Origin of the sequence: Acinetobacter sp. YH12046 (genome assembly GCF_013419905.1) — a bacterium.
Taxonomy (GTDB): domain Bacteria; phylum Pseudomonadota; class Gammaproteobacteria; order Pseudomonadales; family Moraxellaceae; genus Acinetobacter.
This window is the reverse complement of the sequence record NZ_VOZF01000040.1, coordinates 1-21631: the sequence shown is the minus strand read 5'-3', so window position 1 is coordinate 21631 and position 21631 is coordinate 1. Positions and strand designations below refer to the sequence as shown.

Annotated in this window: 19 protein-coding genes, 1 tRNA gene and 2 pseudogenes; 13 read left to right on the top strand and 9 right to left on the bottom strand. The window is 41.2% G+C overall.

What is annotated here, in order from left to right; translation table 11 throughout:
* From FTU03_RS14665 to FTU03_RS14655, 3 genes and pseudogenes are all read left to right on the top strand, one after another.
* Window positions 1-107 (top strand): annotated as a pseudogene (locus FTU03_RS14665) (IS5/IS1182 family transposase); the annotation flags it as partial.
* On the top strand, window positions 107-901 hold the full coding sequence (locus FTU03_RS14660; RefSeq protein WP_179993367.1) for a GAF domain-containing protein: 795 nt from the start codon (window positions 107-109) through the stop codon (window positions 899-901). The pseudogene FTU03_RS14665 and the gene FTU03_RS14660, both read left to right, overlap by 1 nt.
* Complete coding sequence (locus tag FTU03_RS14655; RefSeq protein ID WP_179993366.1) at window positions 898-1338, top strand: Panacea domain-containing protein; 441 nt, start codon at window positions 898-900, stop codon at window positions 1336-1338. Before FTU03_RS14660 ends, FTU03_RS14655 begins: the two co-directional genes overlap by 4 nt.
* Before the next feature lie 98 nt (window positions 1339-1436).
* Here the strand turns inward: FTU03_RS14655 and FTU03_RS14650 are convergent, their stop codons facing one another.
* The 3 genes from FTU03_RS14650 to FTU03_RS14640 form a co-directional block, all read right to left on the bottom strand.
* A complete protein-coding gene (locus tag FTU03_RS14650) occupies window positions 1437-1817 on the bottom strand; it encodes an endonuclease domain-containing protein (RefSeq protein ID WP_179993365.1) in 381 nt (126 codons plus the stop codon).
* Between the two features lie 68 nt (window positions 1818-1885).
* Window positions 1886-2929 carry a molecular chaperone DnaJ gene (locus FTU03_RS14645; RefSeq protein ID WP_179993369.1) on the bottom strand — a complete coding sequence of 348 codons (1044 nt, stop codon included), beginning with the start codon at window positions 2927-2929 and terminating at the stop codon, window positions 1886-1888.
* 142 nt (window positions 2930-3071) lie between these two features.
* Window positions 3072-3758: a carbonic anhydrase gene (locus tag FTU03_RS14640; RefSeq protein ID WP_179993368.1), complete on the bottom strand. Its 687-nt coding sequence runs from the start codon at window positions 3756-3758 to the stop codon at window positions 3072-3074.
* A gap of 478 nt (window positions 3759-4236) precedes the next feature.
* Here FTU03_RS14640 and FTU03_RS14635 point away from each other — a divergent pair, with 478 nt between their 5' ends.
* Window positions 4237-4914 carry a DUF421 domain-containing protein gene (locus FTU03_RS14635; protein ID WP_004783062.1) on the top strand — a complete coding sequence of 226 codons (678 nt, stop codon included), beginning with the start codon at window positions 4237-4239 and terminating at the stop codon, window positions 4912-4914.
* Here FTU03_RS14635 and FTU03_RS14630 read toward each other — a convergent pair.
* The 3 genes from FTU03_RS14630 to FTU03_RS14620 all read right to left on the bottom strand — a co-directional run bounded on the left by FTU03_RS14630 (window position 4911) and on the right by FTU03_RS14620 (window position 8792).
* Window positions 4911-5612, bottom strand: coding sequence for an HAD family hydrolase (locus FTU03_RS14630; protein WP_179993364.1), 702 nt, complete (start codon window positions 5610-5612; stop codon window positions 4911-4913). The two genes, FTU03_RS14635 and FTU03_RS14630, sit on opposite strands and share 4 nt — an antisense overlap.
* A 274-nt stretch (window positions 5613-5886) precedes the next feature.
* Window positions 5887-7191 (bottom strand): DcaP family trimeric outer membrane transporter, encoded by a 1305-nt coding sequence (locus tag FTU03_RS14625; RefSeq protein WP_179993363.1) that lies wholly within the window; start codon window positions 7189-7191, stop codon window positions 5887-5889.
* A gap of 359 nt (window positions 7192-7550) precedes the next feature.
* Complete coding sequence (locus tag FTU03_RS14620; protein ID WP_179993362.1) at window positions 7551-8792, bottom strand: MFS transporter; 1242 nt, start codon at window positions 8790-8792, stop codon at window positions 7551-7553.
* Window positions 8793-8925: 133 nt separating this feature from the next.
* Here FTU03_RS14620 and FTU03_RS14615 point away from each other — a divergent pair, with 133 nt between their 5' ends.
* The 5 genes from FTU03_RS14615 to putP all read left to right on the top strand — a co-directional run bounded on the left by FTU03_RS14615 (window position 8926) and on the right by putP (window position 13701).
* Entirely contained in the window at window positions 8926-9555 is a 630-nt protein-coding gene (locus FTU03_RS14615) for a 1-acyl-sn-glycerol-3-phosphate acyltransferase (protein ID WP_179993361.1), read from the top strand.
* 64 nt (window positions 9556-9619) lie between these two features.
* Window positions 9620-10537 (top strand): patatin-like phospholipase family protein, encoded by a 918-nt coding sequence (locus FTU03_RS14610; RefSeq protein ID WP_004783071.1) that lies wholly within the window; start codon window positions 9620-9622, stop codon window positions 10535-10537.
* A gap of 101 nt (window positions 10538-10638) precedes the next feature.
* Window positions 10639-11121: an NfeD family protein gene (locus FTU03_RS14605; RefSeq protein ID WP_179993360.1), complete on the top strand. Its 483-nt coding sequence runs from the start codon at window positions 10639-10641 to the stop codon at window positions 11119-11121.
* Between the two features lie 3 nt (window positions 11122-11124).
* The gene (locus FTU03_RS14600) at window positions 11125-11976 is read left to right on the top strand and encodes an SPFH domain-containing protein (RefSeq protein WP_005234507.1); all 852 of its coding nucleotides are present in this window, start codon (window positions 11125-11127) and stop codon (window positions 11974-11976) included.
* A gap of 213 nt (window positions 11977-12189) precedes the next feature.
* Window positions 12190-13701: a sodium/proline symporter PutP gene (gene putP / locus FTU03_RS14595; RefSeq protein ID WP_179993359.1), complete on the top strand. Its 1512-nt coding sequence runs from the start codon at window positions 12190-12192 to the stop codon at window positions 13699-13701.
* 83 nt (window positions 13702-13784) lie between these two features.
* Here the strand turns inward: putP and FTU03_RS14590 are convergent, their stop codons facing one another.
* A complete protein-coding gene (locus FTU03_RS14590; protein ID WP_179993358.1) occupies window positions 13785-14693 on the bottom strand; it encodes a farnesyl diphosphate synthase in 909 nt (302 codons plus the stop codon).
* 228 nt (window positions 14694-14921) lie between these two features.
* On the bottom strand, window positions 14922-16112 hold the full coding sequence (gene prpF / locus FTU03_RS14585; protein ID WP_179993357.1) for a 2-methylaconitate cis-trans isomerase PrpF: 1191 nt from the start codon (window positions 16110-16112) through the stop codon (window positions 14922-14924).
* Window positions 16113-16444: 332 nt separating this feature from the next.
* Here prpF and FTU03_RS14580 point away from each other — a divergent pair, with 332 nt between their 5' ends.
* From FTU03_RS14580 to FTU03_RS14565, 4 genes are all read left to right on the top strand, one after another.
* Window positions 16445-17797: an amino acid permease gene (locus FTU03_RS14580; protein WP_179993356.1), complete on the top strand. Its 1353-nt coding sequence runs from the start codon at window positions 16445-16447 to the stop codon at window positions 17795-17797.
* Window positions 17798-17888: 91 nt separating this feature from the next.
* Window positions 17889-17964: transfer RNA gene (locus FTU03_RS14575), tRNA-Arg, on the top strand.
* A 337-nt stretch (window positions 17965-18301) separates the two neighbouring features.
* Window positions 18302-19822 carry an outer membrane protein transport protein gene (locus tag FTU03_RS14570; protein ID WP_179993355.1) on the top strand — a complete coding sequence of 507 codons (1521 nt, stop codon included), beginning with the start codon at window positions 18302-18304 and terminating at the stop codon, window positions 19820-19822.
* Window positions 19823-20143: 321 nt separating this feature from the next.
* Window positions 20144-21364 (top strand): OmpP1/FadL family transporter, encoded by a 1221-nt coding sequence (locus FTU03_RS14565; protein ID WP_179993354.1) that lies wholly within the window; start codon window positions 20144-20146, stop codon window positions 21362-21364.
* A gap of 57 nt (window positions 21365-21421) precedes the next feature.
* On the opposite strand, the pseudogene FTU03_RS16105 reads toward FTU03_RS14565, so the two are convergent.
* Window positions 21422-21631, bottom strand: a pseudogene (locus FTU03_RS16105) (DDE transposase); the annotation flags it as partial.

The following is a 21631-nucleotide window of genomic DNA, read 5'->3' as shown; positions in this document are numbered from 1 at the left end:
TGAAAAGATTTAGAATACTAAGTGAACGCTATCGAAATAGACGGAAAAGATTCGGTTTACGCATTAACTTAATCGCTGCACTGGTAAACCGGATGAACTTGCAATAATGACTTTCGCAAGAGATCTATTATTTAATAAAGATGAAGAATTTTCTGATTTAATTCAATATATTGTTGATATTTTATCGTCAGTTTCCTTTTATGTAATTTTATTCTTTTTTATTATTTCATATTTCATTACTAAAAAAATTACCCGTCAATCACATAGTCAAGAAACAGAAATTGAGCGACTAACAATCGAATTAACACAGAGCAATAGAGCGGCATCCGAAATTAAAAATCAATTAAATGAAGCAGAGGAAGCTATTGATGAATTAAAAAATAGTAATTTAACAACCTCATTTGAAATAGGTAGTAAATTTATAGCTTATATTTTTACGAAATTTGGTCTGACTTCTAGAGAAAGAGTTAGTTTATATCTTAAAACTAATGGTCACTTTATTTTGGCTGCACGTTATTCTTTAGACTCAAGATTTGCTGAAGTTCATCGTAAAGAATTCTCGATTGAGCAAGGTGTTATAGGAGAGTGCTGGAGGCTAAACAGACGTATTCTGAAACATCTACCTAAAAATGATGCTCCTTATATAAAAGAAACTGTCAAACAAAATTTTACTGAAGCAGAAATTAAAAGTTTTACAATGAAAAGTAGAAGCTTGATTGCCATACCTATTCATAGGGATAATTTTGAGCTAATCGGTGTAATGGTTGTTGAATCTACTAAAGAGCAATGGGATTTTGATGAAGATGGTACGCTAACCGATGAATATCATACTCTATTCAGACAATTCCTTATACACTATGAAAAAACTATAAATGCATGTCAAAGGGAGGTTGTAGAATGACTAACTCTCTAACTGATTTAATCAAATACTTTTGCAGCAAATACCCTCATGCTCAAGAGTTATCTAAAGCACGTTTAACAAAAATGATCTATTTAGCTGATTGGGAAAATTATCAGGTAAATAAAGAACAAATTTCTAATATTAATTGGTATTTTGATAATTTTGGACCTTATGTAACTGATGTTATCGATGCTGCTTATACGGATCCTGAAATCAGAGTTGTATCGACAAGAACAATCTACGGAACAGATAAAACACTGATTGAATATAAAGGTGAACCTCCAAGATTAGATGAAAATACAACCTCTATCTTGGATAAAGTTATTGATGAGACTAAGCCATTATCGTGGAAAAGCTTTATTGACTACGTATACTCAACCCCTCCTATAAAGCAATCTACTAGATACAACCACTTAGATTTTGCCAATTTCAGTTAACCCTCACCCCAGACCTCTCCCATAGGGAGAGGGAGCGTCATTTGAATTAATGCTTGCATGGATTTAGTAATGAAATTCCCTCTCCTTTTAGGAGAGGGTTAGGGAGAGGTGTTTTTACTTTTAAGCCCTAAACACACTTTCCATAAATCATCTAATACATCATCAGTTTCTAACAACACTTCATTATTCCAATACCTCACAACTCTCAAACCCAAAGCCTCTAAACACTTGGTTCGTTCAGCGTCATATTCTTTTCCCTCATCCGTTCCATGTTGACTACCATTTAACTCAATCACCAAACCAATTTCATGACAGTAAAAATCCACAATATAAGGCTCAATCACATGCTGACGACGAAATTTAAGATTCATAAAACGTTTGGCACGAAGGATTTGCCACATGAGGTGCTCAGCATCGGTGGCAGTGTGGCGCATGAATTTGGCGAAAATTAAAAGTTGAGGATCAAGCTTTTTGTTCATGGTATTTTTTATTTTTTGTGAGATTAGCAGATTTTATAACCTCTCCCCAAGGAAGAGGTAGAAAAACCTTAAAGCATCCCACGCCTTAAAAACATCTCTAATCCACTTACCTTTTTGATATACATCAGGCGTTCTTTTTCGACCTTAATCTGCTGCTTGATAGTGGAAGTATCTTCATCAATCTGTTTATACAGATCAGCAATTTGAACCTTACCTTTTGCCTTTTTGACTGCAATTCTGGTTTTTGATGACCAGACCAATCGATTGATCAATGCATCAATCTGCTCTTGTAACTTCTGGCTCTCCACATCCAAAGCCAGTTGATACAGCTTGACTTGCTCTGCACTTAAACTCTTTTGCGAAGGATCTCGATCTTGCTCAATCTGAAGCTGCATTTTTAATAAGACAAACAAATCCTGTTCTGCATAGGCTTCGTTGGCACGCTGCAACAATTCAGTTTTTTTAATCTTTTTTACATCATTCGCTTCACGATCCGGATGAATCGCTGCAGCAATCTTTAAATATACAGATTTCACTGACTGCTCTGCCATTGCGGCTGCCTGTTTCTGCTTTTCCTGCTGGCGTTTTAGTTTGGCCTGCTCGCGGATTTGCTGAAAATGATCAGAAGCCCATTCTTCAAATCCCTCAGCATCTGCCGGATCTGGGATATTTTCATTCTTAAAGAATCTTTCCAGTTCATTGGTCTTTTTTTGGCTTTTTCTGAATTGGGCATGTTCAGCACGCTGCTGATAATAGGTGAAGATTTCATTTACCTTATTGGCTTCTTGCGCTGACATCGCCTGAGAATCTTGCAGATAATCTGCCAGGTATTGAATCTTCTCATCCAGTACTACCAACTCGGCCTTGGTAAAATCTGTTTCCTGCAAGTGGTTCCAGAGCTGTTCGAGCTGCTCAAACACAACACCATGCAATTCATGATAGACCGGCATGAAAGTTTTATGCGTATATTGCTGTAGGTCTTCTTCAGCCTGTTGCCATTGTTTTAACTCCAGCTTCTGCTGTTCGATTTTATCAATCAGACGATCCAGCTTCTTCTGCTGTGGCGAAAGCGCTGTGAATGGCTGGATCATGGTTTTTAAGTCAAAGAGCATGGCAGCAGAAAGACCCAAGGAAATCTAATCTATATTAATTCGTTCAGCTTTCGCCACAAAGTTCTTTTGACCTTAGGCTATTGAAATTTGTATCAGAATTAAAAAAAGCAGAACTAAGTCAGCTTTTTCATCCAGATTTTTGTTATTCCAGTACCACACGGCCATTTAAGGCCTGCACTGGACGGTTATTTGGATGACCCATTAACTTGGAAAATTCTGAAATCTGTGTCGCAGAGGCCTGTTGGATCTCTTTCAAAATCAACCAGCGCACACCTTCAGAACATGGTGGTGTCGTCAGCGAACCACTAAAGCGGTAATAATCCAGATTCTTAGGCAACATCTCATTTACAGGTTGCGGAGTTTTCAAGACGACTTTTTCACCTTGCTTTTTCGGCAAGCGATTCCACATACGTTTAAGCATCGGATTTTCTGTACCCTGCGCAAACATCATCGCCACTACAGCAAGTTCACCTTGAGTATTGGCATGGACAAAATGAATCTCTAGAGGATAGCTCTTGCCTTTAATTAGGTTCTCACTTGGGCTATGTAGATGAAACTGTTTCAGCACAAAAGTTTCACCATCCAGCTGTAATTCTCTGCCTTGAGCAAAGTCTACCTGAACGGTATGACCTTTATTTTCAATTGTGTGAATCATGGTGTTATAGCTAAACTTGAGCGGTTCCAGTTCGGCTTTGACTGTTCGCTCGATATTGATTGGTGACTGGTTCAGTCCATTACAGGCTGAATATTTCTGGTTTAGAGTCGACCATTGTTCAGGCTGATCATAGTTCCAGTCTGCATCTGCAAATACCGCTGTACTTAAGCTCATAACCGTTAAAAGCGTGAATATCTTTTTCACAATACATCCTTTCTTGGAAGTCAAAATCAATATTTTTAATTTAAAAAACAGATTTTTAGCTTGATCTAATCGCTATATTTTTCAGGGCACAACATACAGAAATTTATAATTATCAAGTTATTTGATTACAAATCATTAAATAGTTCTCATTATTCCTAGGAAATTGCTCAGATTTTATCTTGATATATTTCAGTAGGATATTATTTGTACTGATTAAAAATCACACAGAGTAAAATGTGAACTGGTTCAAATTTAATCTGTTGAATAATCAATCAATATTTACATGAAATATCTATCTTATTTTCTTAAAATCGCTATATCTTTCACTCATAGCAATCACATTCAAAAAACATAATTTATTTTTATTCAAAAACTTACACAATTACAGCAGCAAACTAACAGCCGAGATTGATAGACTCGTAACAAAGAGTGATCTGGAATAATAACAATGGACTGGGCCACCATATTTATAAATGATACGACCTGGGAATTTGCCACAGAAATTTTGCTGCGCTGTGTAGTGATGTACGCGATGATTATCCTGTTTCTGCGGCTGACAGGTAAACGTGGGGTACGACAACTTTCGATCTTTGAAGTCACCATCATTCTTGCTTTGGGTTCCATTGCTGGCGATCCGATGTTTACAGAAGATCTCCCCTTGATCCAGGCAGCGCTGATCATGTCGGTGATCATTTTTCTGTATCGCCTCACCACCTGGCTCATGATGAAATTTCAATGGTTTGAAGACCTGCTCGAAGGCAAACCGATTCATATTGTGGAAGATGGTTTACTGGTCATTGATGAAATTAAAAAAGGCAAAATGTCTCATGATGAATTCTTTGCTGAAATGCGTCAGCAAGGCATTGAACATTTGGGTCAGGTACGCTTGGGTTTACTGGAAACTGACGGTAAATTTAGTATTTTGTATTTCCATCCAGATGATGTTCGGCATGGGCTCCCGCTTTTCCCTAAATCCTGCTGCATTGTCAAAGAAGTCAGGCCAGAAGAGCTTTATGCCTGTATTTATTGCGGTCAAGTCCAGTATTTAAAAGAAGCGGAACAGACTTGTCCGCGCTGTCACTCTCACCAATGGGCAAAAGCCATGAATAGCCACCGGATTACTTAAAGCTGCTTAAGCCGCTGCAAATGATCAAAGATTTCTGGTAATTGCTGAATCTTATATTGAATATGTCCGGCATCGGGATGGAAACCTTGCATCCATAAAGCATGCATACCTGCGGCTGTTGCGCCTTGAACATCATTGACAGGATGATCACCAATATAAAGACATTGTTCTGGCTGTACGCCTAAACGCTCTGCGGTAATCTGGAAAATTTCCGGTTGCGGTTTATTAAAGCCGACCAGACCTGAACTGATAATCTCATCAAAATAATCTGCAATACCTAAAACGCGAATGGTATTTAATCGGGTGTCATGGCCGCCATTGGATACAATGGCCAAGCGATAACCTTCAGTTTTAAGCTGTTTTAATACTTGCCCTGCTTGCGGCATCTCTACGGCGAAACGTCCAAACTCGCTGAACCAGAACTGCGCTAGCTCCTCTAGATCTGGTGGAGTTAACCAAGATAATTCCTGCAACAATGCATATGCACCTGAAGCGCCAATACTGCCATGGGTCAGCAATTCCTTTTTCGGATAACCGCCATTATCAATGCGTCGTACAATCTCAATAATTTTCTCAAGTTCAACCTGTGCTAGTGCCGAAGTATAATACTCCGCCAGATAACGGCTATAGGCCTGTGTCGTCAGGTCACGGTGCGTCAAGGTATTGTCGAGATCAAATAAAACGGCTTGAATAGGCATAATTTTCAAAACGAAATGCTGAAACTTTCAATCATGTTAACAGTCCGAAACTTGTTAGATCAGACATAAAATTGCTAAGTTTTGTTGTTTTGAGCATAAAAAGTGATGCTGAAGTACCGCTTTTTGATAGGAAAAAAAAACTCTCAATTAGGATTTGTATTTTAAGCCTGTACAAAAATCCTTATGCTTTATTAAAAATAACCTTTCTCCTAAAGTATTGATATAAAAAATCCCACCAAGTGGTGGGATTTTTTATTTAGCTTCACATCATCAATTAGAAGCTATATTTGCTCATTAAACCAATACGGTTATCTTTGAATTTTCCATTATTAAAGGTTTTACGCTCACCGTTGACATACTCAACACCAAACTCAAGCGGTTTAACTGGTGAATACACCAAGTTTAACCAAGCTTGTTGTACCTCTTTGTTTGCAGTAGGATTGAGGTCTGCATAGTCTGAGTCTTTATCGGCAAACAATGCACCATAACCAAGTGATGTTTTTAAGTTAGATAAAATGCTGTACGTTAAGCCCGTTTGTACCGCCCAAATTTCATTTTGTTCAATATTACGGTTACCTTCATCATCTACGAATGCAGCATTGGCATTGGTACCATACAAAATACCGTTTACACCTTTGGTATAGCTGACATCCAGCGTCGCTTTTAAAGGATCAAGTACTTGATACGTTGTACCTGCTGCTAGACCCCAACCTGCTTTACGTTTATTAGTGTCTTCATCTTTATAAACTTCAACTAAAGCACGCGCAGACGCATTACCTTTTTTGTCATCAAAGTTGTGTGCCAATTTAGCAGTCAATGTTGGTACACTTGATTTGATATGTTCAACACTTACTCTTTCGCCTTGGGCATTTAATTCAGTCTGTGCAGCACTTGAGTTTGGCTTTTCTGCCGCCAAGAACAATTGCGTTGCTGGTGTCAAATCAAAACCATAACGAACCATTGGTAGACGGGTAGTACCACCACCAACGTTGGTGCTAAAGTCAATCATAAACGGTGCATGATTTGACAAGAAGTTAGATTGGGTTTGACCAATCAACCAATTTTCATAGGTTAAATATGCTTGACGTATACGGAATGAATCGTTAGTACCTGCGAAATCACTTTCAAGTTTACCGCCAACCTCTGCACCGTTAACACTGGTTTTAAAATCTAAACCCAATCGTGTTGTTTTTGCTGTTGCGACTAACTTGTCTCTGGTTTGACCATTGGTTTTAGCAACGTCAGAGAAGTCACCTGCTGAACCTTCAATGATATAGTTCGCATCACCACGAACGAAACCATATAGCTTCACTTCAGTATCTGATTTTGTACTTAGTGCTTTCGGTGCAGCTGCTGATGGTTGTGGTGCTGCTTTAACTTGTTCAATCTGCACGGCTTGATTATGCTGAACTTGTTGCTGCTGTGTTACTAATGCTTTTAGTGCTTCAACTTCTTGACGCAGCTGCTTAATTTCTTTTTGCTCTTGTGTTTCAGCATGTGCAACCGTCCCCATCATCAAGGTTGTTACTGCAACTGCTAATCCCTTAGCTAAAAACTTTCGTGTTAAAACTTGATTCATTAAATTCTCCATATTGAACAAACGTTCATTGGCTTTGAAAGCTCACTGATTCCCACTAAAATCTAAAGCGTGTGGAATATCTATAATTATAAATTGACTTATTTTATTATCTCGTGAGATCACTCACGAACAATGTGCATAGTTAAAAACCATCCTTATCATGTTACATGATTTTACTGGATTTATGTTTTTTAACTATACCTACATAATAAGCCGTATAAAAACATCAGAAATTTAACAATTTTAGACTCAGTTTGAAATCATTTTTATCTCATACTTTTAGCTAAAATATGTATTAACGACACTTTTAAAATAATTTGATTGTTTTTAATACGGCTTTAATTGATGCGTTGCAATGATCAGGAGTCTTGCTGTGTTCTACCCCAAAATACAATAGGCCATAATAAAAACACGCTGATCCATACAATATATGTTAAATACTGTGCATACCCCCAATAATCCCCTAGTAGCCCGCTCAGGCTATAAAGTCCCCCGCTTACAGTAGCCATCAAGGCGACCTGAAAAGTAAAATCAGTTCCTGCCAGATGCTTGCGGCTGTATTGCATCACCAAGGTCAACATAACGACTAAGAGCATGGCCGATATCATATCCTCGGCAGCATTAATGAGATAAATGATCCAGTTTGCCACTTTGTTTTGGGCTTCATATTGTGCAGCCAGCCAGGCATAAGCGATTAGACTGAGTATTTTCAGAATAGAGAAAATCATTAAACTCCAGCTGCGCGACCAGTATTTCAAACACCAGCCTGCTAGCCCTGCGCCAATCAACGCTGCAAAAGCGCCAAGTATGGTGACATAAATACCAATCTGACTAAAACTCAGTCCCAAATCGACCATCAAAGGTTTTAATAAAGGCCCAGACAGACCATCTGCCACTTTAAAGGTCAGTAAAACCAGCAGCCATGTCGCCAAGGTAGAATCAGCTAAAAAATATTGAAAATAAGCTGTGATTCTAGTCCGAGCAGGTAATTTCTCAGATGATGAAGAAATCATCTTTTGATGATCTGGTTCTTTAAACCATAACACCGGTAAAGTATTCAGAAAGACCAGAGCTGCCAGCAGTAAAAAGGTTATCTGCCAATGCAAAAAATCGAGTAACCACAGGATTGCCCCGCCTCCAACAATAAAGCCCAAGCGGGAGCCAATCACCTGAAAGGTATTGCCCCAGTGCTGTTGTTCATTTTTTAGAATATTGACTGCCAGTCCATCCGTAGCAATATCCTGAGTAGCACCGATCCCATTCATCACTAACAACGTGATAAAAAAGATCAGCAGAAACAGGGGCTGGTTTAAGGCTTGGATCGGCAAGAAGGACAGCCCAATCAGTACAGCGACAGAAAGCCATTGCAAAGGAATAATCCAGCTTCGATAATGACCTCTGGATCTTGATCCATGCTGATCGACTAAAGGTGCCCAGAAGATTTTAATCGACCATGGCAGCATGAGCAGGCCAAAGCCACCAATATGTGCCAGAGATACACCTTCAGCTCGCAGAATGACCGGCAAGGCATGGGTCATAAACCCGACCGGAAGCCCCTGTGCCCAATATAGGGAAAACAATAAAATATAAGTATTCCGCATATTCAGCGCAGGTCCTTAAGGTAAAAATGCTAAAAGCATCCATCATCGCTATACATTTTGCCAATGATCCGGATTTTACAACAGTCTAATATGATCAAAAATAAAGAAAAATAAGTTTCAGGATGAGACATCGATGAGTACAACACGTTTCCCCAAACTTCCTCCCCTAGTTCCTTCTCGCGGAGGTAAATTGAGCCAGACCCTGTTTAAACAGCTATTTCTGGCTCAGGGCTGGCAGCTTAAAGGCGAGTTCTCTAACCTGCCTAAAGCAGTAGCGATTATTTCTCCGCATACCTCGAATATCGATGCCTGGTTAGGTTTTAATGCCCTACTCGGTCTGGGTATTCAGATTACGATTTTTGGTAAAGACAGCCTATTTCGTACTCCTCTTAAACCCATTCTGGAATGGATCGGTGTAGTTCCTGTAGTACGCGATACACCGCAAGGTCATACCCGACAGATTGTTGATGTGATTAATAAAGCAGACCGGATCTGGGTGGGTATGGCACCAGAGGGTTCTCGCAAGGCGCCAGAAAAAATCCGCAGCGGTTTCTACCACATTGCCAAGGCAGCCAATTTGCCGATCGTGATGTTTTCCTTTGACTATGATATCAAGACCATTCATATCCTCGGTGTATATCACCTGACAGGTGATTATGAATATGATCTAGAACAGATCTATAAGCATTATGAAGGTAAATTTTCGGCCAAAAATCCGGATTGGGTCGCCAAGCCGTTACAAAAGCTTTTGAAAAAAGACTAGGCAAAACTGGCTTTTTTTGATGTGATAGCCTGAATTTTGTTGATTTAATCGCCAGTTTTTTATAATGAAATTAACCCGTTATGCTCTGATTGGCTGCCTGGGTTTAAGCCTTGCAGCATGTGATAAAGCTACTAAAACCCCAACAACCTCTACTCCTCTTCAGGCTCGTGAACCTGTGGTGGCTATTGCACTCGGTGGTGGCGGTGCCAAAGGCTTTGCCCATATCGGGGTACTCAAAGTCCTCGAATCGCATGGCATCAAACCGAAGATTGTTACTGGAACTAGTGCCGGAAGCTTCGTGGGCAGTCTATATGCCAGCGGCAAATCTCCTTATCAGTTGCAGCAAATCGCCTTGAACTTTAAAGAATCCGATATTCGTGATTTAACCCTGAACCGCCAAGGGATTATTGCCGGACAGAAACTGCAGGATTTCGTCAATAAAAATGTGGCGAATAAACCGATTGAACAGTTCCCGATTCGCTTCGCGGCAGTGGCAACCCGCCTAGACAATGGCCGTAAAGCTGACTTTATCAAAGGCAATGCCGGACAAGCCGTGCGTGCCTCTTGCAGTATTCCGAATGTCTTTGTGCCCGCTGTAATTGGCGGTACAAAATATGTCGATGGCGGTCTGGTTAGTCCAATTCCAGTAAAAACGGCCAAAGATATGGGAGCAGATATTGTTATTGCCGTAGATATATCTGCACGTCCGGACAGCAATAAAGCACTCAACATGTGGGGCGTACTGGACCAGACGATTAATATTATGGGTCAGCAAAGTATCAATGAAGAACTCAGGCAAGCTAATATCGTGATCCAGCCTAAAGTAGGTCATATTGGTACGCTGGATTTAAAAGCCAGCAATGAGACCATTCTTGAAGGTGAAAAAGCCGCGCAACTAAAAATCCGTTCAATTGAAAAAGCCATCAGTGATTTTAGGCAGTCTCCGGCTGCATTCAAGCCTGCACGACCGGCAAAATTTTAATCAGAAATTTTTTATATTCATCTGCTGCAGCATCTGCTACATTGGAAGTAAATCATATAAAGATGATGATTAATTAAATACTTAGCAATATAGGTCACGATATGGAATTAGTTCTTGAACCTTGGCACTGGTTTGTATTGGGAGTACTTCTTATTCTTTCAGAATTACTCCTGCCCGCTTTTGCTGCCCTCTGGTTCGGGATTGGTGCCATTATGGTTGGCATTCTGTACTGGATGTTCCCAATGATGGGATTGACCACTCAGATCCTGACCTGGATCATCCTGTCTGTTCTTTGTACCTTGCTCTGGTTTAAGTTTATCAAGCCGCTTTCTATCGACAAGACCAAAGCCGGCCTGTCGCGCGAAGCCACTATTGGCCAAATTGGCATGGTGATTCAGACCGATCTTGAACAGGATCAGATCCGGGTCCGTTTTCCGCTACCCGTTCTAGGCTCGGATGAATGGGATTGCCGTGCTCTGGATAAAGTTCAGGTTGGAGATCGTGTCCGTGTTGTCGATATCTTGGGAAATGACCTGGTTGTACAGCCCCACAGCACTCAATATCAAAACGAAAAAGGTGAATAAATTATGTCTGCTGGCACTATCATTGTTATTGCGTTCTTGGCCTTTGTTGCGATTACCATTTTTAAAGGTGTACGGATTGTTCCACAAGGCTATAAATGGATCGTACAACGTCTGGGTAAATACCACACCACACTTAATCCTGGCCTGAATTTTGTCATTCCTTATGTAGATGAAGTGGCTTATAAAGTCACCACCAAAGATATCGTTCTGGATATTCCTTCGCAGGAAGTAATTACCCGCGATAACGCCGTCTTGCTGATGAATGCGGTGGCTTATATCAACCTGACAACTCCTGAAAAAGCGGTGTACGGGATTGAGAACTACTCATGGGCAATTCAGAACCTGGTACAAACTTCGCTACGTTCAATCGTGGGTGAAATGGATCTGGATGATGCCTTATCTTCGCGTGATCATATCAAGGCACGTTTAAAGTCCAGCATTTCTGATGATATTTCAGACTGGGGAATCACCTTAAAGACGGTTGAAATCCAGGATATCAAACCTTCTGTAACCATGCAGACGGCGATGGAAGAACAGGCAGCGGCAGAGCGTCAACGTCGTGCAACCGTCACTAAAGCGGATGGTGAAAAACAGGCCGCCATTCTGGAAGCTGATGGTCGTCTGGAAGCATCTCGTCGTGATGCAGAAGCACAAGTCGTACTGGCAGAATCTTCCCAACGTGCGATTGATATGGTGAGTCAGGCAATTGGTGACAAGGAAATTCCTGTGGCTTATCTGTTGGGTGAACAATATGTCAAAGCCATGCAGGATATGGCCAAGTCTCCAAATGCCAAGACTGTGGTCTTGCCTGCCGATGTGCTGAATACCATCCGCGGTGTAATGGGACGTCACTAAATTTCAGAGATACTTCACAATAGGCAGCCAATTGGTTGCCTATTTTCTTTCAAAATAAGAAAATCTCAGCAAAGATTGTGAATTTATGGTTAAATTTCGCGTTTATTTTTGAAATCCTCTGGATTCGATGTTGCCTGGCTTTCGGATTAAAGTCTTTCGCATCTGTCATAATCCTTGTTTCGATCTACTGTCCAACTTAAAAATGGATACCGTATGAGCTCCCTAAATCCAACCTTAATTACCTTTCTTTTTTATATTGTCGGCATGGTCGTAATTGGCCTGATGGCATACCGCGCGACAAACAACTTTTCTGATTACATCTTAGGGGGCCGACGTTTAGGTAGTTTCGTAACTGCACTTTCTGCAGGGGCTTCCGACATGAGTGGCTGGCTGCTGATGGGCTTGCCAGGCGCAATTTATCTTTCTGGCCTGTCTGAAATGTGGATTGCGATTGGTCTGATTATCGGTGCCTGGCTGAACTGGCTGCTGGTTGCGGGCCGTTTACGGGTCCATACCGAAGTCCAGCACAATGCCCTGACCCTGCCGGACTATTTCTCGAACCGTTTTAACGATCAGAAAAAAGTGCTGCGTGTGGTTTCTGCATTTGTCATTCTGATTTTCTTTGCAATTTACTGTGCTTCAGGCATGGTGGCAGGTGCACGTCTGTTCGAAAGCATGTTCAACATGTCTTATAATACAGCGCTCTGGATCAGTGCGATTGCAACCATCAGTTATGTGTTTATTGGCGGTTTCCTGGCAGTCAGCTGGACCGATACCATTCAGGCAACCCTGATGATCTTCGCCCTGCTTCTTACGCCAATCGTAACCATCCTGACTTTTTCAGATATGTCGCAAGTTACGCTCGCTTTGGAAGCCGCACGTCCACAGGCCATGAACTTGGTCGGTGATCTGAGTACCATCGCGATCCTGTCATTAATGGCATGGGGTTTGGGTTATTTTGGTCAGCCGCATATTTTAGTGCGTTTCATGGCCGCCGATTCAGTGAAGTCGATTCCAAATGCACGCCGTATCGGGATGACCTGGATGACGCTTTGTTTGGGTGGTGCAGTGGCCGCAGGTTTCTTTGGTATTGCCTATTTCCAGCAACATCCGGAACTCGCTGCTGTGGTGAATGCCAATCCTGAAACCGTGTTTATGGAACTGACTAAAATCCTGTTCAATCCATGGATTGCCGGTGTGGTTCTGGCGGCAATTTTGGCCGCGGTGATGAGTACGCTTAGCTGTCAGTTACTGGTTTGTTCAAGTACCCTGACTGAAGACTTCTATAAATCATTCCTACGTAAAAATGCCTCACAAAAAGAACTGGTTTGGGTCGGTCGTTTGATGGTGCTTCTCATTGCTTTATTGGCAATCTGGATGGCTGGTAATCCTGAATCTAAAGTCTTGGGTCTGGTGGCGTATGCCTGGGCAGGTTTTGGCGCTGCTTTTGGTCCACTGATTATTCTGTCTTTGTTCTGGAAGCGCATGACCTTGAATGGCGCCTTGGCAGGCATGATCGTTGGCGCATGTATGGTGATTCTGTGGAAGAATACTGTTGGTGGAACAGGTCTTGGTTTTATTCCAGCCGGCATCTATGAAATTATTCCAGGCTTTATCTGTTCTTGGATTGCGATTGTAGTTGTAAGTCTCTTAGGCAAAGCACCAACAGCTGAAATTACAACACGCTTTGAACAGGCAGAACGTCTGTATAACGAAAGCAAGTAATTCAATATAAAAGAAAAGAGGACTTTAAGTCCTCTTTTTTATGCTCGTTTTAAGCTAATTTCAGGAAGATTAGTTTATTTAAATCAGCTCTTACGTGTTAGCAGGAACTGGGTAATCTGCATCAGTTCATCAGCTTGACCTTCAAAATGATTCAGTGCAGTCATGGCCTGATCATGTAACTGCTGTGCATAGGCCTGGGCTTTCTCTAAACCCATTAATGCTGGATAAGTTGACTTCTCCACCTGTTCATCCTTGCCCGCGGTTTTACCCAGCACTTCTGTATCAGAAATAATATCCAGAATATCGTCCTGCACCTGGAAAGCCAGACCAATCGCTTGCCCGAATTCACGCAGTTTTGGAATGGCCAGATCAGTCCCTTCAAAGATCGTCACCGCTGCCATCATAATCGCTGCACTGATCAAGGCACCGGTTTTATTTCGGTGAATCGTCTCCAGTGCTTCCTGATCAATTTTTTTGCCTTCGGCCTGTAAATCCAGTACCTGACCATTGACCATTTTCGAGGAAGCAGTCGCCAGAATCTGCATCTGCTTCAAGACAATCGCAGGTTCTACTGCAGGCCCCTGATCAAACAGACGACTACCCAGAATTTCAAACGCCATAGATTGCAAAATATCACCCGCCAAAAGAGCCGTATCTTCACCAAAAGCAGCATGACAGGTTGGCTGACCACGACGTAACAAGTCATTGTCCATACATGGCAGATCATCATGTGCCAGTGAATAGCAATGAATAAACTCGATCGCAACTGCGGCACGGCGTACCGCAGCACTATTCTGATTCGGCTTTAATGCAGCAGTGGCATAACAGAGCGCTGGACGTACCCGCTTTCCTCCTAGCATTACGGCATGATGTACTGCCGACTTTAACGGTTCTGGAATGGAAAAGGCTTCCAAAGCAGTCATTAAATCGTGTTGAATCCGTTGTTGTGCTTGAGTTAGTGCATGGGTTGATACGTCAGTGATAGATGACACATTCGCCTCGAATACGTAGCCAGAATAATAAAATGACAGTTTATAAGTGCCTGTCTGTTATCAGGCATTGTACCTAGAATTGCATTGAATTTTCATTCTTAAATCCAAATGTTGTTTCATAATTCTGTATTGAGACTGAAAATAATCAAATCAGAAATATCTTTTTTAATAAAAAAACCACCAGAGAACTGATGGTTTTACTTAGGCTAATTTTCTCAAGGAATAATTTTAAGAGAGAACATCTTCAGGGACACGCACCCAACCTTCCATTAGCACACGCGCACTACGACTCATGATGGCTTTTTTTACTTTCCATTCTCCATTTTCCTGCACTGCTTGCGCACCCACTCTTAAGGTACCGGAAGGATGACCAAAGCGGACTGATTCACGTTCACCGCCACCCGCAACACGATTGACCAAAGTTCCCGGAATCGCTGCCGCTGTTCCAATCGCTACAGCGGCTGTTCCCATCATGGCATGATGCAACTTACCCATCGATAAGGCACGGACCAGAATATCGCTATCTGTTTCAGTGACTTCCTTACCACTAGAGGACGTATAAGTCTTTGGCGGAGCCACAAAAGCGATCTTTGGCGTATGCTGACGTGTAACAGCTTCACTAATGTCCTGAATCAGACCCATCTGTTGAGCAGCATAGGCTCGGATGGTTTCAAACTTCACCAAGGCAGCTGCATCATTATTGATATGGTCCTGTAACTCGGTACCGTTATAGCCCAGATCTTCTGCCTTTAAGAAAACTGTCGGGATCCCGGCATTAATCATCGTTACTTCAAAGCTGCCAATATTCGGTACTTCTAGCGTATCGGTTAAATTTCCGGTCGGAAACATTGAACCGCCCTCGGCATCATCATCGGCAGGATCCAGAAATTCAATCTGTACTTCGGCTGCTGGGAAAGTTACGCCATCCAGCTCAAAATCACCTAATTCCTGAACCTGACCATTCTGCATCGGTACATGGGCGATAATGGTTTTCTGAATATTCGCCTGCCAGATTCGCACCGTACACAGCCCATTTTCAGGAATACGTGCAGGATCGACCAGGCCATTGGAAATTGCAAATGCCCCAACTGCTGCAGTCAGATTGCCACAATTACCACTCCAGTCCACAAAAGGTCGATCAATCGATACCTGACCAAAAAGATAATCCACATCATGATTTTCTTGCTGACTTTTAGACAGAATCACAGTTTTGCTGGTACTTGAACTGGCACCGCCCATCCCATCAATCTGCTTGCCATATGGATCCGGGCTGCCGATCACTCTTAATAATAACTGGTCCCGAATTCGGCCTGCCTGTTGTGCAGCATCAGGTAAATCGTCCAGTTTAAAGAACACCCCTTTACTGGTGCCTCCGCGCATATAAGTGGCTGGGATTTTGATTTGGGCAGCGAAACTCATGAATACTTTCTTCCTCTGGCTTGTCTTTATTCTGATCAAAATTATTGAATATTTGTGAGACGAGTATAATCGGTTTAAAGCCAAGTAGCTGCCTTGCCCGACCTAAGTATAAAAAAACAGCATTTGTGTCGAGTTAAAAAAACAGCAAACTCATCAGTTACATTTTCAATAAAATTAATATATTGATTCACATATCTTTTATTCTATTTATTTTTATAATTTTTTTTTATAAATACGATAATAATATTTCATCCAGACGGGTGCTCTAGGCTTCTTATCTTTGTTCCATTACAATCTTTATACCTATTTCTTACATTGTCGGGCTGAACACTTTGAATAACGAGTCTTCACAACTTCAGCGTGGCTTAAAGAACCGTCATATTCAGTTGATCGCCATGGGCGGTGCAATTGGCACAGGCTTATTCTTAGGTTCCGCACAGGTGATCCAATCTGCGGGTCCTTCTATTATTCTTGGCTATGCCATTGGTGGCTTAATTGCATTCTTAATCATGCGTCAATTGGGTGAGATGATTGTTCATGAACCTGTAGCAGGTTCATTCAGCCATTTTGCTTATAAATACTGGGGCAAATTCCCTGGTTTCCTTGCGGGTTGGAACTACTGGATCTTATATATCCTGGTGGCTATGACCGAGCTCACCGCCGTTGCAAAATATATTAATTACTGGTGGCCTCATATTCCTGCCTGGACCTCAGTCCTGTTTTTCTTCATCGTAATTACGCTGGTCAATCTCGGCAATGTGAAATTCTACGGTGAATCAGAATTCTGGCTGTCTATTGTGAAAGTGACTGCGGTCGTTTCCATGATTGTCTTTGGTCTCTATCTGATCCTGACTGCTGATGCCTCTTCAGGTGCTTCTTTCAGCAACCTTTGGACAGCAGGCGGTTTCTTCCCGAATGGTTTTGAAGGCTTATTCTATATGCTGGCCTTCCTGATGTTTGCCTTCGGTGGGATTGAACTGATCGGGATGGCGGCAGCAGAAGCTGAAAATCCAGAAAAAACCATTCCAAAAGCGATTAATCAGGTCGTATTCCGTATTCTGGTATTCTATGTAGGTGCATTGACCATTCTATTGTCTTTAGTACCTTGGAATCAGTTAGAGCTTGGCGGCCTAGATAAAAGCCCGTTTGTGATGATCTTCAGCCAGCTGGGGATTGACTGGGCAGCACATCTGCTGAACTTCATCATCCTGACAGCGGCACTCTCTGTTTATAACAGTGGTATGTATGCCAATAGCCGTATGCTTTATGGTCTGGCACAGCAAGGTAATGCCCCTAAAATCTTCAAGACTGTGAACAAACAAGGGGTTCCTATTCCTGCAGTACTGTTCTCTGCCCTGCTGATTTTCGGCTGTGTACTCCTAAACTACTTTGTTCCTGAAGATGCCTTAAGTCACCTGATGTATGTGGTGGTAGGTGCATTGGTACTGAACTGGGCCATGATTAGCTTGACCCACTTCAAGTTTATGCAAAGCATGAAGCAGTTAGGACAAAAGACCAGTTTCCCTGCATTGTGGTCACCTGCAAGTAATATTCTGGTTTTAGCTTTCATTGCAACCATTCTTTACATCATGTGGACACAAGGCTTTAAAGAATCAGTACTGATGCTTCCGATCTGGGTAGTGATCATGTTTATTCTGTTTAAGGCACTGCGCCCTAAGAATTAATCAAAAAATCTTTTAATCGATGATTTTTAAAGTTATTGCTGCGGCAATAACTTTTTTTTTGCATTTTTTACAGTACAATAGCCTTCTTTTCGCGCCCTTAGCTTAACTGGATAGAGCAGTTGCCTCCTAAGCGACCGACGTGGGTTCGAGTCCCGCAGGGCGCACCATCCTTTCAAAATGTGATCTATACTTCAAAAAATTAGCGTTAATCTTCATATTTTTAGAATATTTTTTATACAAAAAATCATTTTTTCTCCATTATTTTATTTCTTTTACTTTCAAATACTTATTTTAAAATACAGCTATTTTTTGGTGCAAAAACTCTATTTTGGTGCTTTTTTAGACTAATTAGTTTTTTCTAGAGCATTTACTCTTATTTTAATTGTGCTATTTTTGTCACATGGAGTAACAAATGATTGCGGATAAATACCCGAAATCTCCAAGAATTTAATAAGTGCAAACAACAACGCTAGATATAAATTTGTACCTCAAGGAAAGACGTAAATGAAATTAAAAACATTAACTACTGCAATGATTCTCGCAACTGTACCAATGACGGGTGCATTTGCTGCGGCAATGGACCGTTCAGGCCAATCTATTGCAGCCTTCCTACAACCTGGTAACTATTTTGAAGCAGGTATTTCTGTTTTAGATGCAGATGTCTCAGGACAAGAAGCTGGCGAATTAGACACACGTCGTTCAATTAGCGATATGGCTGACAGCTATTATTTTCCTCATGCTGCATTAAAATTACAACTTACAGATAAGTTTTCATTTGGTCTCTTATATGACCAACCTTTTGGTGCAAATGCAGAATATAGCGGTAATAACGCTTTTGTATCTCAAGGAACTGACCAAGTTCTCACTCCATCAAGTATCGCGAATATTACTCAAAATTCAGTTAGTCAATTAGTGCAAGCAGCTGGAGCTAGTTTTGCTCCAGCTTTGACTGCTGTTACAGCAGCTGCACCAGCAGGCACTCCACAGCAGAGCTTAGTACTAGGTGCTTTACAGCAAGTTGCTGCATCAAATCCAATCGTTGCAGCAGGCTTACAACAATTACAAGGAACTCAAACTGCTTTAGTGAATGCTAATGCTGCATTAGGTCAAGGCAATACTGAGGTTGAGGTACATACACAAAATCTTAGTTTTGTTTTTGGCTACCAACCAACCCAAAACTGGAATATCTATGCAGGACCAGTATATCAAACTGTTAAAGGCGACTTAAAATTACGCGGACAGGCATATAGTATTTTTAATGGCTATGATGCAAATTTCAAAGAGACAGGAGACTTAGGATGGTTAGCAGGTATGGCTTTCCAAATTCCTGAGATTGCCTTAAAAGCTTCTTTAACTTATCGCTCTGAAATCGACCATAATGCGAGCACTACTGAAAGATTATCAGTTTTAAATAATCCTCTTGCTGCTGCATCAGTTACAGGACTCTTAAATGGTTTAGGTGTACCAACTACTTATACAGATGCAATGACTGAATCTGGTAAAACCAAAATTACTACTCCGCAATCTGTAAACTTAGACTTCCAAACAGGTATCATGGCAGATACCGTAGCATTTGCTAATGTACGTTGGGTAGAGTGGTCTAATTTCTCTATTCGCCCATACCAGTTTGGTAAAATAAGTGAAGCTGTTGGACAATTAGATTCTGTGAATCGTCCAGATGGTTTCCACGTAGTTGAATATGATAAAGATCAATGGTCTGCAACAGTAGGTGTAGGTCGTAAGCTTTCTGAGCAATGGGCTGGGAATGTCTCTGTGGGTTGGGATTCTGGTGCAGGTAATCCAGTTTCAACACTTGGACCAACAGAAGGTTATTGGAATGTTGGTTTAGGCGTTCAATTTAGTCCTACTCCAGCTACATTTATTGCTGGTGGTGTGAAATACTTCTGGTTAGGTGATGCAGAATCACAAACTGCAGCTCAAGTCGGTGAAGATAACCGTATTGTTGGTGACTTCAGCGATAACCATGCAATCGCATATGGCTTAAAAATGGGCTATCGCTTCTAATTCCTGATAGTTAATAAAGACCACCTTCGGGTGGTTTTTATTATCCCAATTATATTTTTATACACCTGTATACTATTCGATGCTTTTATCACCAATCAAATTTTGCCTAAATTTTGTTTTTAATATATTTTGATAAAAATTATTATTTGTTTATTTTCATTAAGTTAATCAAAAAAATATAGTATAAATACTCTAAGCAATCATTTTTTATAACCGCCATAGTTCATTTCTTGGACGAAGTGGAGCATTTACTCTTTTTAAATTTGTGTTACTTTTCCACAACTTTTATTAATATTTATGCAACATTGTCAAGGATGAGCCATGAAGCTTAAGCCAATCTCTATCGCTATTCTTCTTTCTAGCCTGCCTACTTCTCTCGTGTTCGCTGCCGGTTTAGACCGTTCAGGCCAGTCTATTCAGGCTTTTTTACAACCTGGTAACTATGCGGAAGCGGGTATTTCTGTTTTAGATCCAGAAGTTCAAGGTAAAGACAATGCCGGCAATAAAGTCAGCGATATGGCTGAAGATTACTACTTCCCTACTGCTGCTATAAAAATTCAGGCAACTGATAAAATATCTCTGGGTTTACTTTATGACCAGCCATTTGGAGCTGACGCTCAATATGCGCCTGAATCTAATGCTTTTGCTACAGTAAATACCAATACTGGTGTATTGGAGGGCACTTCTGTTGAAGTAAAAACCAATAGCATTACAGCACTTATAGGGTATCAGCCAAATGAGAACTGGAATGTTTATGCCGGACCTGTCTATCAAAGCGTAAAGGCGAAAGTCTCCCTACGTGGTACAGCTTATAGAGGCCCGCAAGTTCTTGGCGGTTATGATATTGACCTTAAAGAAAGTGAAGCTTACGGTTGGTTAGCTGGTTTTGCATATTCTATTCCTGAAATTGCCTTAAAAGCTGCTGTGACTTATCGCTCTGAAATTAAACATGAATTAGATACCACAGAAACCTTCGGTTTTGGTACAGATGGGGCTTTATATATTCCTGGATTAACTGGCACATTATTGGGTAAACCAGTAATTCCAACTTACCATAAAGCGGAAATTACTACACCACAATCAGTCAACATTGACTTACAGTCAGGCATTGCAAAAAATACCTTAGCCTTTGCTAATATTCGCTGGGTACATTGGGATCAGTTTGCAGTAAAACCTGCTTATTTATCTCAGCTAACTGGCGCACTCACCGGAAAACAGCAGAATCTTGTCGATTATTCAGATGATCAATGGTCTGCAAATGTGGGTTTAGGTCATAAATTTAACGTTAAATGGTCAGGCTCTGCTGCTGTAGGTTATGACTCTGGTGCAGGAAACCCGGTAACCACCTTGGGTCCAACTGAAGGTTATTGGAGTGTCGGTCTAGGCGGCCAATACAGCCCTACAGAAAACTATTTTATCCAGGCTGGGGTTAAATACTTCTGGCTAGGAGATGCACAAGCACAAACAGGTGGTGAAGTAAAAGGTAGCTTTGAAGACAACCATGCCATGGGTTATGGCCTAAAAATCGGCTACCGTTTCTAAGCAATAAAGAGTTTTACTCTAATAAAAAAAGGCACCCTTTGGTGTAATGCCAGTCAGTTAAGAGATTGACTGGCATTTTTTTGGGTATTTCTGTGGTTTCCCTTTCACAACTCGTGGGTAGTTTCTACTTCTTTTTTTCAGTAAAACATACCTTTTAGATTTTTCCATTAAACTTTCTAGATGTTTAGGCAAATTACCTGCGGAAGCCAAAGAATCAAACTTCAATAGGTTAAGGATAGCAATAGAGGTAATATGAAAGCTCATTCT

Coding starts and splice junctions, on each gene's coding strand:
- FTU03_RS14660 (WP_179993367.1), top strand. CDS start 107: ATGACTTTCGCAAGAGATCTATTATTTAATAAAGATGAAGAATTTTCT.
- FTU03_RS14655 (WP_179993366.1), top strand. CDS start 898: ATGACTAACTCTCTAACTGATTTAATCAAATACTTTTGCAGCAAATAC.
- FTU03_RS14650 (WP_179993365.1), bottom strand. CDS start 1,817: ATGAACAAAAAGCTTGATCCTCAACTTTTAATTTTCGCCAAATTCATG.
- FTU03_RS14645 (WP_179993369.1), bottom strand. CDS start 2,929: ATGCTCTTTGACTTAAAAACCATGATCCAGCCATTCACAGCGCTTTCG.
- FTU03_RS14640 (WP_179993368.1), bottom strand. CDS start 3,758: ATGAGCTTAAGTACAGCGGTATTTGCAGATGCAGACTGGAACTATGAT.
- FTU03_RS14635 (WP_004783062.1), top strand. CDS start 4,237: ATGGACTGGGCCACCATATTTATAAATGATACGACCTGGGAATTTGCC.
- FTU03_RS14630 (WP_179993364.1), bottom strand. CDS start 5,612: ATGCCTATTCAAGCCGTTTTATTTGATCTCGACAATACCTTGACGCAC.
- FTU03_RS14625 (WP_179993363.1), bottom strand. CDS start 7,191: ATGAATCAAGTTTTAACACGAAAGTTTTTAGCTAAGGGATTAGCAGTT.
- FTU03_RS14620 (WP_179993362.1), bottom strand. CDS start 8,792: ATGCGGAATACTTATATTTTATTGTTTTCCCTATATTGGGCACAGGGG.
- FTU03_RS14615 (WP_179993361.1), top strand. CDS start 8,926: ATGAGTACAACACGTTTCCCCAAACTTCCTCCCCTAGTTCCTTCTCGC.
- FTU03_RS14610 (WP_004783071.1), top strand. CDS start 9,620: ATGAAATTAACCCGTTATGCTCTGATTGGCTGCCTGGGTTTAAGCCTT.
- FTU03_RS14605 (WP_179993360.1), top strand. CDS start 10,639: ATGGAATTAGTTCTTGAACCTTGGCACTGGTTTGTATTGGGAGTACTT.
- FTU03_RS14600 (WP_005234507.1), top strand. CDS start 11,125: ATGTCTGCTGGCACTATCATTGTTATTGCGTTCTTGGCCTTTGTTGCG.
- putP (WP_179993359.1), top strand. CDS start 12,190: ATGAGCTCCCTAAATCCAACCTTAATTACCTTTCTTTTTTATATTGTC.
- prpF (WP_179993357.1), bottom strand. CDS start 16,112: ATGAGTTTCGCTGCCCAAATCAAAATCCCAGCCACTTATATGCGCGGA.
- FTU03_RS14570 (WP_179993355.1), top strand. CDS start 18,302: ATGAAATTAAAAACATTAACTACTGCAATGATTCTCGCAACTGTACCA.
- FTU03_RS14565 (WP_179993354.1), top strand. CDS start 20,144: ATGAAGCTTAAGCCAATCTCTATCGCTATTCTTCTTTCTAGCCTGCCT.